This window comes from Sphingomonas floccifaciens (assembly GCF_042681125.1).
In the GTDB taxonomy this organism is placed as follows: Bacteria; Pseudomonadota; Alphaproteobacteria; order Sphingomonadales; family Sphingomonadaceae; genus Sphingomonas; species Sphingomonas floccifaciens.
Window position 1 is genome coordinate 864,793 of the sequence record NZ_JBHUFC010000002.1, and the last position, 12,837, is coordinate 877,629.

Genomic DNA, 12,837 nt, shown 5'->3' on the forward strand with positions numbered 1-12,837 from the left:
AGGGGAGGATTTAGCATGCCCAAGCATTCTGAAACCCGGCATCTGCCCTACACGCCCGAGCAGATGTTCGACCTGGTCGCCGATGTTCGCGCCTATGCCGAATTCCTGCCGTGGGTGACCGCGATCCGCGTGCGATCGAATAGCGACACCGAAATGGTCGCCGACATGATCGTTGGGTTCAAGGGCCTGCGTGAGAGCTTCACGTCGCGCGTGGAGAAGGAACGGCCGGATCGCATCCGGGTCGAATATGTCGACGGACCACTCCAGCATCTGACGAACGACTGGAAGTTCCGCCCGGATGGGGCGGGGGGATGCCTGGTCGATTTCTGCGTCGACTTCGCCTTCAAGAACCGAATGTTCGAGATGATCGCGGGGCAGGTCTTCGACCGCGCATTGCGTCGGATGATCGGTGCGTTCGAGGAACGCGCGGCGAAGCTCTATGGCGACTCCGCGACCGGCTCGTCGGCTTCCGGCAGCAACAGTTCGAGCGCGCACAGCGCGGCCTGAAGCCGGACACCGCCGCGACCGAGATCGCCGAACTGGCGCGTGTCGGCCACGACCTGATCGGGATTGCCGCCGCGCTCGGCCCGCGCGAACACGACGGTGCCGACGGGCTTCGTCTCGCTGCCGCCGCCTGGGCCGGCAACCCCGGTAATGGCCACCGCGACATCGGCGTTCGTCTTCGCGAGCGCATTCTGCGCCATCTGCCACGCCGTCGCGACCGACACCGCGCCGAATGTCTCGAGCACATCACCCGAGACCTTCAGCATCGCGGTCTTCGCCTCGTTGGCGTAGGTCACGAAGGCGCCTTCGAACACGTCCGACGACCCCGGCACCTCGGTCAGCGCCACGGCGACCAGGCCGCCGGTGCAGCTCTCGGCAGTGGCGATACGGCGACCGGCCGCCCGGTTCGCCTCGACGACGCGCGCGGCAAGTTCGACCAGCCGATCGGGCAGGACGGTGTCCCGGCGGTCGCTCATGGACGAGCCTCGCGCGGGCAAAGCACCAAGTCCGCCTTGCGGCCCGACTTCGGCCGTGCCGCGCCCGACATGTCGAGCAGCGTGACGACCAGTGCGGCGGTGTTCTTCGCCGGCAGCGGATCGATCAATGTCAGCACGCGATCGATGTTCGGACAGTCCTTGGCCTTCACTTCCTTCGCCAGCAGCGGTGCGACCATCGACGTCACCATCGGGCGGGCAAGCTCGCTGTCGACCATCTGGCCACCCTGCGGCCCGAGCAGCTTGCGCAAACCCTCCTTGGCGCGCGGCCACGCGGCGTCACTCTCTGCGCTATATTTCGCGGTCAAGGACGCCACCGAGCGGCGGAGCAGGGCGTTCGCCGGCAGGACGGGCGCACAGGTCGCCGCAACGCTGCCGATCATGGCGGGGGCGAGCGCGAGGAACAGCGCCTCGGCATCCGGCTGCGGGATGCAAGCCGTTGTCTGGGCCTGGGCCGTGGTCGCGCTGAGCAGGGCGGTAGCGGCGAGAAGCGGGCGGAAGATCATGTCGGTTACTTTCCGGGTACGCGGATGGTGGCGACGGCCTGGGCAGCGATGCCCTCGCCCCGCCCGGTGAAGCCCAGGCGTTCGGTCGTCGTCGCCTTTACGCTTACCTGGTCGGCGTCGAGCCGCAAGATGTCGGCGATCCGTATACGAATGGGTTCACGGTGCGGACCGATCTTGGGCGCCTCGCAAATGATCGTCAGGTCGACGAAATCGATGATCCCGCCGCGCGCCGCGACCAGCGCGGCGGCATGGGCGAGGAACTGGTCGGACGCCGCCCCTTTCCACTGCGGATCGCTGGGCGGAAAGTGGCTGCCGATGTCGCCGGCCGCGATGGTCCCGAGCAGTGCATCGGTGATGGCGTGGAGCGCGACGTCGGCGTCGCTATGGCCCGACAGGCCCTTGTCATGGGGGATGAGCACGCCACCGAGCCACAATTCCTCGCCCGCTTCCAGACGGTGAACGTCGTAGCCGCTGGCGCTTCGCGAGATCATCGTCGCCCCCCGGTTGCGCTCGGCCGCAGCGAAATCGGCGGGGTGGGTCACTTTATCGAGCATTATATCACCTTCGACGGTTACGACCGTCCCTCCATGCGCGCGCAGGACTTGTGCGTCATCCGTCGCTTGGCGCGCCTCGTCCCACGCCGCATGGGCGGCACGGATCGCACTCAGCCGGAACGCCTGCGGCGTCTGGACCCTGACCACATTCGAACGGTCGATGGTATCGCTCAGCGTTTCATAGGCGCGGGCGATCGTGTCCGCGACGGCGAGCACGGGAACCGCACCCGGCGCCTCGTCCAGGGCGGCGAGCAGGCGATCGATCACCTCTGCCGACAGGAAAGGGCGGGCCGCGTCGTGGATGAGGACGCGGTCGGCGCTCTTAATCGCCGCGAGTCCGGCCAAGACCGACTCGCGGCGCGTGGCACCGCCGATGACGTAATGCGCGTCGCCGATCGCGGCCTTCAGCGCCTCTTCCTGCCCGGCGCCGATAACCACGACGACCTCGCCGATCGCGGGATGGTGCGACAGCGCGGCGTGGCTGTGCGCGACCATCGGTTTGCCGGCGAGGGATGCGAATTGCTTCGGCCGGTCACCGCCCGCACGCTCGCCCTTGCCGGCGGCGACGATGATGGCGGCGGTGCGGGGAGGGGACATGGTGTGCCTCGAATAAAACCGTTCGCCCTGAGCCTGTCGAAGGGCCGTACTTCGATACGCCCACTGGTCGCTCGCGGCATGAAGAACGGTGCCTAGACAAGCTCAGCACGAACGGGGTGAGTTGGCGGCTCCCTAACGCGTCGCTGCGATGGCCGCCAGCCTTGCCGCACACGCGCCTTTCCGCTATGCGCTGCCTAAATTTCAGGCACTTCTTATGCGCATTACACCGATCGACATCGGTCCGGTTCGGATCGACACGCCCGTCTTTCTGGCGCCGATGACCGGCGTCACCGACCTGCCGTTCCGCCGCGTCGTCCGCGGGTACGGATCGGGTCTGAACGTTACCGAAATGGTCGCTAGCCAGGCGGCGATCCGCGAGACGCGCCAATCGCTGCAGAAATTCGCCTGGGACCCGATCGAGGACCCCGTGTCGATGCAGCTGGTCGGCTGCACGCCTTACGAGATGGGAGAGGCGGCCAAGCTGAGCGAGGATCGCGGCGCGGCGATCGTCGACATCAACATGGGCTGCCCGGTGCGCAAGGTGACGAACGGCGACGCCGGTTCGGCGCTGATGCGTGATTTGCCGCTGGCGACCGACCTGATCAAGGCGGTGGTCGGCGCAGTGAAGGTCCCCGTCACGCTCAAGATGCGGATGGGCTGGGATCATTCGAGCCTGAACGCTCCCGAGTTGTCGCGCATCGCCGAGGACCTCGGCGTCAAGCTGATCACCGTCCACGGTCGCACGCGCAACCAGATGTACAAGGGCTCGGCTGACTGGGCCTTCGTACGCAGCGTGAAAGAGGCGGTCAGCGTGCCCGTGATCGTCAACGGCGACATTTGCTCGCCCGAAGACGCGCGCGCGGCGCTCGAACAGTCAGGCGCGGACGGCGTGATGATCGGGCGCGGTGCCTATGGGAAGCCTTGGCTGCTGCGTCAGGTGATGGACGCGCTGGAAGGGCGCGATCCGCGGCCGGAGCCGGGCCTGGACGAGCAGTATCGCCTGATCATCGGCCATTATGACGACATGCTGTCGCTCTATGGCGAGCACACCGGCGTTGCCATGGCACGCAAGCACCTCGGCTGGTACACGCGTGGTCTGCATGGGTCGGCCGAATTCCGCAATTCGGTGAACAAGGTCGGCGAATCGGCGACCGTCAAGGCGATGCTGGCGGAATTCTACGCCCCCTGGACGAACCGCGCCGCCGCGTGACGCCGTTGCCGCCGCCCGGTTTCGATGAGTTGTTTGCGGCGATGCCGGTGGCGATGCTCGTCATCGACCCGGCGGGCCGGATCGCCCTGGCGAATGCGGCTTGCGAGACGCTGCTCAACTTTTCCGAACGCGCGATGCGGGGGCAGGATGTCGATGCCTTCGTCCGCTTCGATCAGGCTTTCGCCGATCGTCGCAAGGGTCGGACGTTCGCCGCCTATGACGCCGACATCGGGCTGGGCCGGATCGGCCGCGTGCGCGCCGATCTGGTCGAGTGCGATATTCCCGACCGATCGGGATGGACGATCATGACGTTGCGGGTCGTGCCGGGCGGGCGCGGGCCGGATCGTACCGCCAATGCCCGCGCGGCGATCGGCGCCGCGGCGATGCTGGCCCATGAGATCAAGAACCCGCTGTCGGGCATCCGCGGCGCCGCGCAATTGTTAGGCGACGGCGGCGGGGCGGGGGCGCTGACCACACTCATCACGACGGAGGTCGACCGCATCGCATCGCTGATCGACCGGATGCAGGACTTTACCGACACCCGCCCACCGCAACTCGAAGCGCACAACGTCTACCCCCTGCTCGACCATGTGCGAGAGGTGGCGCGGGCGGGGTTCGCCCAGGACATCGCGATCGACGAGCGGTTCGATCCCTCGCTGCCGCCGGCCTTGGTCGATGCGGGCGCACTGACGCAGATCCTGCTGAACCTCGTCAAGAATGCCGCGGAGGCGGTCGAGGGAGCGGAGGATCGACGTATCCTGCTCGCCACGGCTTATCGTCACGGAATGGCGGCGAGCCCGGCACCGGGGCGTCCGCGCGTCCCCCTGCCGATAGAGATCAGCATCATCGACACCGGTCCCGGCGCCCCGCCGGACATCGCCGAGCACCTTTTCGAGCCTTTCGTCTCGGGCAAGGCGGAAGGGCGGGGGCTGGGCCTGCCGCTCGTCGCCAAGCTGGTCCGCGACATGGGCGGGATCGTGACCTATGCCCGCGAGGGCGAACCGCGGCGGACGGTGTTCCGCCTGCTGCTGCAAAGGGCGAAGACATGACCGCAGCCGGCCGCATCCTGGTGGTCGACGACGATGCCGCGATCCGTACGGTCGTGGGGGAGGCCCTGCGCCGCAAGGGATACGAGGTCGCGACCGTCGCCTCGCTGAGCGATCTGCGCACGGCACTGGCGAAGGGCTTGCCCGACGTTTTGGTAACTGACGTCGTCCTGCCCGATGGCGATGGGCTTGATCTGGTCCCGCAGATTCTGGCCGAGCATCCCGCATTGCCGATCATCGTCCTGTCGGCACGTAACACATTGTCGACCGCGGTCCGGGCGACGGAGGCTGGAGCCTTCGATTACCTGCCCAAACCCTTCGACCTCGATGTCCTGGCCCAGGCCGTTGCGGGAGGCCTTGCGCGGGCACGGCGGGGGAGCGAGGCTGCGACAGAGGATGTCGACGATTCGCTGCCGCTGATCGGTCGATCGCCCGCGATGCAGGGCGTCTATCGCGTCATCGCGCGCGTCGTTTCCAACGACCTGACCGTTCTCGTGTCGGGCGAGTCTGGAACCGGCAAGGAGCTTGTCGCGCGCGCGATCCATGATCTCGGCCCGCGGCGCGGCGCGCCCTTCGTCGCGCTGAACATGGCGGCGATCCCGCGCGAGCTGATCGAGGCGGAGCTGTTCGGCCACGAACGCGGCGCATTTACCGGAGCCGCATCGCGCGTCGCGGGCAAGTTCGAGCAGGCCGCCGGCGGGACGTTGTTCCTCGATGAGATCGGCGACATGCCGATGGATGCGCAGACCCGGCTGCTGCGTGTCCTCCAGTCGGGCGAGTTCACGACGGTCGGCGGGTCGCGCACGATCCGCGCCGACGTGCGGATCGTCGCGGCGACCAACAAGGACCTGGCTGCCCAGGTCGCCGGCGGCGGCTTTCGCGAAGACCTGTTCTACCGCCTCAACGTCGTGCCGATCGCGCTGCCCGCGCTGCGGGAGCGGCGGCAGGACATAGCTTTGCTAGCGCGCCATTTCCTCGATCGCGCGGCAGAGGACGGTTTGCCGCACAAGCGCATTGATGAGGGTGCGATCGCGCTGCTCGAAGCGCATGGCTGGCCCGGAAACGTGCGCGAGCTCGAGAACCTGATGCGCCGTCTGGCCGCGCTCAGTCGCGACGAATGGATCGGCGCCCAAGACATTCAGGCGATGCTGAAGGTCGCGGCCGTCGACGGCATGGCGGCGGGTACGCCTGGCCTGAAGGCGGCCGTTCTGGCTCGATTGACGGAGATCGAGGGGGAACGGGCCGGCGCTTTGGACGACGGGACGCTCTACGATCGGATCATCGCCGAGGTCGAACGCCCGCTGATCGTAGCGATGCTCGAACGCCATGGCGGCAATCAGTTGCGGGCGGCACGGGCGATGGGAATAAACCGCAACACGCTGCGCAAGCGCTTGGATGACCTGGCGATCGACATGCCCGAAGGGCGCCGCCCGGGCCGGGACGTCGACGGAGAATAACGTAGCGACCAAATTATGTGTTTTCTCGGCAACACCAACGGTGTAGGCGCGCAACGATGACTGTTGCGGCGGTGCCGATCGACGAGCCTGCGGCGCCCCTTCGGCGCTTCGCTGTCACGCCTGCGATAGAATTCGGCGTCATCGCCGTGATGATCGCCGTGGCGGTGGCCAGTTGGCGGATCATCGCGGCGACCAGTGCATCCAAATCCCTGTTCAGTCCGACGATGGCGGCGGCGCTCCTAACCGCCAATCTCATCCCGGCGGTCATGCTGATCGTCCTGATCGGCCGGCGCATCGCCATTCGGCGCGCCGCGCGTGCATCAATCGCGGGGAAGGGGCGGCTTCACGTCCGCCTGGTGGCCGTCTTCTCGCTGATGGCGAGCATTCCGATCGTGCTGACGGTCGTCGCAGCGTCGATGATGTTCCAGTCGGGCGTACAGCTCTGGGGCTCCGAACGCGCGGTCGGCGCCTTCAACAGCACGCTCGCGCTGGCCAAGCAGGGGCAGGACGTCGTCGTCGAACGCTGGACCGACGAAGCGCTGTCGATGGCGCAGGATATTCGGCGCTTCTACCCGACGATCCCGGCGGAATCCGTGTCGTTCCAGCAGTATTTCCTGCAACAGACGCTCTATCGTAACCTCTTCCATTCCCTGCTTTTTCGCATCGTCGACGGTCGCACGATCGAGCCGATCTACGGATATGAGGTGCCGGAAGCCGATGTCTTTGCCCGACAGGTATCCGGTCGCGCACTGAACGTGCTGCGCGACAAGGATCGCTACATCGATTTCGATACAAAGCTGGTCTGGGTGGTGACGCCGGTCGATCGCGCCCGGAACATCTTCCTCTATGTCGCGACCCCGAACAACGTCGACTTCCTCAACAAGCAGAGCAAGGACGCCGTCGATCTGCTGTCGGACTATTCCTCGCTCCAGTCCCGCGCCCGCCTGCTTCAATTGCAATTCAACGCCGTCCTCTTCGGCGTGGCTCTGTTGATCGTCGCTCTGGCAACATGGATCGCGCTGGCCGTGGCGGACCGGTTGGTGCGCCCGATCGACGAACTGGTGAATGCCGCCGAAAAGGTGGCCGGCGGCGATCTCGGCACCCGCGTGCCGGTCGGGCCGGTCTCCGATGAAGTCAGCGTGCTGGCCGACGCGTTCAATCGCATGACCGGTCGGCTCCAGGCACAGACCGGCGCTCTAGTCGACGCCAACGCGGAGTCGGAGAGCCGCCGGGTGCTGATCGAGGCCGTGATGTCGGGTGTCACCGCCGGGGTCGTCGCGGTCGGCGACGAGCGGACGGTGCGACTGGTGAACAGTTCGGCGCTTGCCCTGATCGCGCCGGGCGCCAATGTCGTCGGCCAGCCGCTTGCCACAATTTCGCCCGAGCTCGACGCGCTGCTCGCCAGTGGCGCGCGCGAAGGGGTGGTGCAGATCAGCGCGAGCGGCGAGGCGCGGACGCTGGCGGTGAAGATCACGCGGGATGACGACGGCAACGTCTTGACCTTCGACGACATCACCCAGCAGCTGATCGACCAGCGTCGCGCCGCCTGGTCCGACGTCGCGCGCCGAATCGCGCACGAGATCAAGAACCCGCTCACCCCGATCCAGCTCGCGGCGGAGCGCCTGCAACGCCGCTACGGCAAGCTGGCACCGGAAGGCGACACGACATTCGGGCGACTGACCGATACGATTGTCCGACAGGTCGGTGACTTACGGCGGATGGTCGACGAATTCTCCTCCTTCGCCCGGATGCCCAAGCCGGTCTTCCGGGAGGAATCACTGGTCGATCTCGCGCGGCAGGCGGTCTTCCTGCACGAGGTCGCGCACCCTGCGATCCGCTTCGCACTGATCTATCAGGACCCGGCGCCCAACCTCGTGTGCGACCGACGCCAGATCGGCCAGGCGCTCACCAACCTCGTCAAGAACGCGGTGGAGGCGATCGAGGCGCGGGTGGGCGACGACGTCCCCGCGGGGGAGATTACGGTCGCTTTGACCGCTGGCCGCGCCGTCGGCGTCCAGATCGCCGACAACGGCATCGGCCTGCCGGTCGAGCGCGATCGCATCGTCGAGCCCTACATGACCACGCGCGCCCGCGGCACCGGCCTGGGCCTGGCGATCGTCAAGAAGATCGTCGAGGAGCATTTCGGAACGATGCACTTCACCGACCGCCCCGGTGGCGGCACCGTCGTGACGCTGGCGTTCGACGCGACGACCCTGTCCAGTCTGGTCGACCCCAACGCGCCGGACGACTCCTCCGACCCCAGCCCTGCCATGCTTACGCGTAATCGGATGACCCCATGAGTATCGATATCCTCGTCGTCGACGACGAATATGACATCCGCGAACTGGTCGCCGGCGTGCTGGAGGACGAGGGCTACGACACGCGCCTCGCCGCCGATAGCGATGCCGCGCTGGAGGCGATTGCTACGCGGCGGCCGAGCCTGGTGCTGCTGGACGTCTGGCTGCAGGGCTCCCGCCTCGATGGGCTCGATCTGCTCGACGAGATCAAGCGGCGTGACCCGTCAATCCCGGTTCTGGTAATTTCGGGCCACGGCAATATCGACACCGCCGTCGCCGCGATCCGTCGGGGTGCGTCGGACTTCATCGAGAAGCCCTTCGAGGCGGAGCGGCTGCTGCTGCTGGTCGAACGCGCGACAGAAACCGAACGGCTGCGGCGCGAGATCGCATCGCTGCGGGCGTCGGTCGGCCGTGAGGACGACCTGACCGGCAGTTCGACCGCGATCAATGCCGTCCGCGCCACGCTGAAGCGGGTCGCCTCGACCGGCAGCCGCGTGCTCATCTCAGGCGGGGCCGGTGTCGGCAAGGAAGTCGCCGCGCGGCTGCTGCATGGCTGGTCGGGCCGTGCCACGGCGCCGTTTGTGATCGTCAGCGCGGCGCGAATGACGCCGGAGCGGGTCGAGGAGGAATTGTTCGGCGTGGAGGAGGGGGGCGACCTCGTCCGGCCTGGCCTGCTCGAACAGGCGCATGGGGGCACGTTGTTCCTCGACGAGATCGCCGACATGCCGATCGCGACCCAAGCGCGCATTCTACGCGTGTTGACCGATCAGAGCTTCACGCGCGTCGGTGGCACGCGGGTCGTCAAGGTCGATGTCCGCGTCGTATCGGCGACCGCGCGCGACTTGCAGGATGAGATCGCCGAAGGGCGGTTTCGCGAGGATCTCTATTACCGCCTCAACGTCGTGCCGGTCGTCATCCCGGCACTGGCCGAGCGACGCGAGGACATCCCGGCGCTCGTCGAGCATTTCGTCGCGCATTATGCCTCCGAACGCCGCGTGCCGACGCCGGAAGTTGCCCCCGACGCGATGGTTGCGCTGCAAAGCTATGAATGGCCCGGCAACGTCCGCCAGCTGCGCAACGTCGTCGAGCGAACGATCATCCTCGCGCCGGGCAACCGCATCGGCCGCATCGACCTGGATCTGCTGCCGCCCGAGGTCCTCGGCCGCGGCGAAGGGGAGGGCGGTGGCTCCGCGGCGATCATGGGTGCGCCGCTCCGGGAGGCCCGCGAAAGCTTCGAACGCGAATATCTCCGAATCCAGATTCGCCGGTTCTCCGGGAATATCAGCCGGACGGCGAGCTTCATTGGAATGGAGCGATCGGCGCTGCACCGCAAGCTGAAGCTGCTCGGCATCACTGAAACCCGCGAGGACTGAGGCCGGACCGTTCGCGATTGGGCGAGGGGTGTCGGCGCCGCAAAACTGGACGTGGAACAACCCGCCGCCTAGATTGTCCTAGCCGGATGCCGAGGGGGCACGCGGAAACGATGCCGGTTCAGCGGCACACAGCGGGCAAATCCCGCCAAAAACAAGGATGTATCATGGCCGAAAAGCAGACCTCGCTTCAGGACCTGTTCCTCAACGCGCTCCGCAAGTCGAAGACCCCGGTGACGATGTTCCTCGTCAAGGGCGTCAAGTTGCAGGGGATCGTGACGTGGTTCGACAATTTCTCCGTCCTGCTGCGCCGTGACGGCCAGTCGCAACTAATTTACAAGCATGCCATCTCGACGATCATGCCGTCCGGGCCGCTGGATGTCGCCGGTATCGTCGAGACGATCGGTGAATCGACGTCCAAGAACCCGGGATTGCAGGAAATCTTCCTCAACGCCGTGCGCAAGCAGGATGAGAGCGTCACGATGTTCCTTGTGAACGGCGTGATGCTCCAGGGCGGGATCGCCGCGTTCGACCTGTTCTGCATGCTGCTCCAGCGCGAGGGCATGGCCCAGCTCGTGTACAAACATGCCGTATCGACGATCCAGCCGGCCAATCCGCTGAACCTGGCCGACGAACAGGCGTCCGAAGAGGCCTGATGTCGACAGGATTCGATCGCGACCAGGAGGATTTCGCCCGCGGCGCGCGAGCGGTCGTCGTGCTGCCCGATCAGGGCGGGACGGCGCGCGACGCCGATGCGCGTCTGGCCGAGACCGCCGGTCTTGCACTCGCCATCGGCGTCGAGGTTGCGCACAAGATCGCCTATCGCGTCCGTGCGCCAAAACCAGCGACGCTGATCGGCAGCGGTCAGGTCGAGCAGCTGGCCGACGTCGTAAAGGCGGATGACCTGAGCCTCGCCGTGTTCGATGCGAATTTGACGCCCGTGCAGCAGCGCAATCTGGAGACGGCGCTGGGCTGCAAGGTGATCGACCGCACCGGCCTCATCCTCGAAATCTTCGGCGAGCGTGCCCGCACCGCGGAAGGGCGGCTGCAGGTCGAACTCGCCCACCTCGATTATCAGGCCGGTCGGCTGGTGCGCAGCTGGACCCACCTCGAACGGCAGCGCGGCGGCTTCGGCTTCCTGGGTGGTCCGGGAGAGACGCAGATCGAGGCCGATCGTCGCCTGATCCGCGACCGCATGGCCCGACTAAGGCGCGAGCTCGACCAGGTCAGCCGCACTCGCGGCCTGCACCGGGAACGGCGCCAACGTGCGCCCTGGCCGGTGATCGCGCTGGTCGGCTATACCAATGCCGGCAAATCGACGCTGTTCAACCGTCTGAGCGGCAGCGACGTGATGGCCGAGAATCTGCTGTTCGCGACACTCGACCCGACGCTGCGCCAAATCGCGTTGCCGGGCATCGACAAGGCGATCCTTTCGGACACCGTGGGCTTCGTGTCCGAACTACCGACCCAACTGGTTGCGGCGTTCAAGGCGACACTGGAAGAGGTGGTTTCGGCCGACCTCCTTGTCCACGTCCGCGACGTCGCGCACCCTGACAGTGCAGCGCAGAAGGCGGATGTCGAAGGCGTTCTGGCGGAGATCGGCGTCGAGGAGACGACCCCGCGGATCGAGGCTTGGAACAAGCTCGACCTGATCGCGGGTGACGCGCGTGAGGATTTGCTGGTCGAAGCACACCGGCGGGACGACGTCGTCGCCATTTCGGCGCTGACCGGGGAGGGGGTCGACGATCTGCTCGGCACCATCTCGGCGCTGCTGACGGCTGGGCACCAGCGCTATTCGATCACGCTGGATGCCGCCGACGGGGCGGGGGCGGCCTGGCTGCATCAGCACGGTCATGTGCTCGACCAGTCCGTTAAGGAGGATCGCGCAGTCTACGACGTACGGCTAGCGCCCAAGGACTATGATCGGTTTCTGGCGCGAGAGACAGCCGAAGGCGATTGAGACGCCAACCGCATCAGTTCGAACGCTTTTCCGCTGCCTTCACGTCGCGCCATAGCGCCTCCTGCTCATCGAGCGACAGGGTCGGAAATGCGTCCCCGGCCGCTGCCTCCATCGCCCGGAAGCGACGCTCGAACTTCGCATTGGCCGCTCGCAAAGCCGTCTCGGGATCGATACCCAGCTTGCGCGCCCAATTGACCACAGCCAGCAGCAGGTCGCCGACTTCCTCGGCGCGCTCCTCATCCGATGCGGCCTCGACTTCGGCAAGCTCCTCATCGACCTTCGCGCGGGCGCCGGCTGGATCCGGCCAGTCGAAGCCGGTCCGGGCCGCCCGCTTCTGCAACTTCTCGGCGCGCGACAACGCAGGCAGGTTCAAGGCCACACCGGCCAGTGCGCTGGGGTCTGCCTTCGCGGCGCGCTCCTCGGCCTTGATCGTCTCCCACAGATGATGGCCGCCTTCGTCGGCGTCTCCAAAGATGTGGGGATGCCGGCGCTCCATCTTGTCGCTGATCGCAGCGACGACGTCGGTCAGGGCGAAGTGACCGGCTTCCTCGGCGATCCGCGCGTGGAACACGACCTGAAGCAGCAGATCGCCGAGCTCGTCTTTCAATTCCGCGATATCGCCACGCGCGATCGCATCAGCGACCTCATAGGCTTCCTCGATCGTGTAAGGCGCGATCGACTCGAACGTCTGGACCGTGTCCCATTCGCAGCCGGTCTGGGGATCGCGGAGGCGGGCCATGATGGTTACCAAGCGCTCGATCATTGCCCACCCTTGTTGCTGCCGGTTAGAAAAGACACATTCTTCGCCAATTAGAAATGACACACGGTTGTTAGCAGCGGGG

The 12,837-nt window shown here is 66.4% G+C and carries 12 protein-coding genes; 8 read left to right on the top strand and 4 right to left on the bottom strand.

The genetic code is table 11. The features are described 5' to 3' along the window. The first annotated feature begins 15 nt into the window (after positions 1-15). Positions 16-507: a type II toxin-antitoxin system RatA family toxin gene (locus tag ACFSC3_RS06870; protein WP_380939641.1), complete on the top strand. Its 492-nt coding sequence runs from the start codon at positions 16-18 to the stop codon at positions 505-507. On the opposite strand, the gene ACFSC3_RS06875 is transcribed toward ACFSC3_RS06870, so the two are convergent. Genes ACFSC3_RS06875 through ACFSC3_RS06885 form a run of 3 tightly spaced genes read right to left on the bottom strand, consistent with a single transcriptional unit; the run spans position 438 to position 2,655 of the window. Next, entirely contained in the window at positions 438-980 is a 543-nt protein-coding gene (locus tag ACFSC3_RS06875; protein WP_380939642.1) for a CinA family protein, read from the bottom strand. The two genes, ACFSC3_RS06870 and ACFSC3_RS06875, sit on opposite strands and share 70 nt — an antisense overlap. Next, positions 977-1,504, bottom strand: coding sequence for a hypothetical protein (locus ACFSC3_RS06880; RefSeq protein WP_380939643.1), 528 nt, complete (start codon positions 1,502-1,504; stop codon positions 977-979). Before ACFSC3_RS06880 ends, ACFSC3_RS06875 begins: the two co-directional genes overlap by 4 nt. A 5-nt stretch (positions 1,505-1,509) precedes the next feature. Beyond that, a complete protein-coding gene (locus tag ACFSC3_RS06885; protein WP_380939644.1) occupies positions 1,510-2,655 on the bottom strand; it encodes a bifunctional 2-C-methyl-D-erythritol 4-phosphate cytidylyltransferase/2-C-methyl-D-erythritol 2,4-cyclodiphosphate synthase in 1,146 nt (381 codons plus the stop codon). 214 nt (positions 2,656-2,869) lie between these two features. Between ACFSC3_RS06885 and dusB the strand changes: the two genes are divergently transcribed. The 7 genes from dusB (at position 2,870) to hflX (ending at position 11,995) form a co-directional block, all read left to right on the top strand. Continuing rightward, positions 2,870-3,865: a tRNA dihydrouridine synthase DusB gene (gene dusB / locus ACFSC3_RS06890; protein ID WP_380939645.1), complete on the top strand. Its 996-nt coding sequence runs from the start codon at positions 2,870-2,872 to the stop codon at positions 3,863-3,865. After that, positions 3,862-4,914, top strand: a complete 1,053-nt coding sequence (locus ACFSC3_RS06895; RefSeq protein ID WP_380939646.1) for a two-component system sensor histidine kinase NtrB — start codon at positions 3,862-3,864, stop codon at positions 4,912-4,914. Before dusB ends, ACFSC3_RS06895 begins: the two co-directional genes overlap by 4 nt. Continuing rightward, a complete protein-coding gene (gene ntrC, locus ACFSC3_RS06900) occupies positions 4,911-6,368 on the top strand; it encodes a nitrogen regulation protein NR(I) (RefSeq protein WP_380939647.1) in 1,458 nt (485 codons plus the stop codon). Before ACFSC3_RS06895 ends, ntrC begins: the two co-directional genes overlap by 4 nt. A gap of 56 nt (positions 6,369-6,424) precedes the next feature. Then, on the top strand, positions 6,425-8,668 hold the full coding sequence (locus ACFSC3_RS06905; protein ID WP_380939648.1) for a sensor histidine kinase NtrY-like: 2,244 nt from the start codon (positions 6,425-6,427) through the stop codon (positions 8,666-8,668). Then, on the top strand, positions 8,665-10,038 hold the full coding sequence (gene ntrX, locus ACFSC3_RS06910) for a nitrogen assimilation response regulator NtrX (protein WP_380939649.1): 1,374 nt from the start codon (positions 8,665-8,667) through the stop codon (positions 10,036-10,038). The genes ACFSC3_RS06905 and ntrX overlap by 4 nt, the downstream gene beginning before the upstream one ends. Positions 10,039-10,148: 110 nt before the next feature. After that, complete coding sequence (gene hfq / locus ACFSC3_RS06915; RefSeq protein ID WP_380939689.1) at positions 10,149-10,691, top strand: RNA chaperone Hfq; 543 nt, start codon at positions 10,149-10,151, stop codon at positions 10,689-10,691. Beyond that, on the top strand, positions 10,691-11,995 hold the full coding sequence (gene hflX, locus ACFSC3_RS06920) for a GTPase HflX (RefSeq protein WP_380939650.1): 1,305 nt from the start codon (positions 10,691-10,693) through the stop codon (positions 11,993-11,995). The genes hfq and hflX overlap by 1 nt, the downstream gene beginning before the upstream one ends. Positions 11,996-12,008: 13 nt before the next feature. On the opposite strand, the gene mazG is transcribed toward hflX, so the two are convergent. Further along, positions 12,009-12,758 (bottom strand): nucleoside triphosphate pyrophosphohydrolase, encoded by a 750-nt coding sequence (gene mazG / locus ACFSC3_RS06925; protein WP_380939651.1) that lies wholly within the window; start codon positions 12,756-12,758, stop codon positions 12,009-12,011. Between the last annotated feature and the right edge of the window lie 79 nt (positions 12,759-12,837).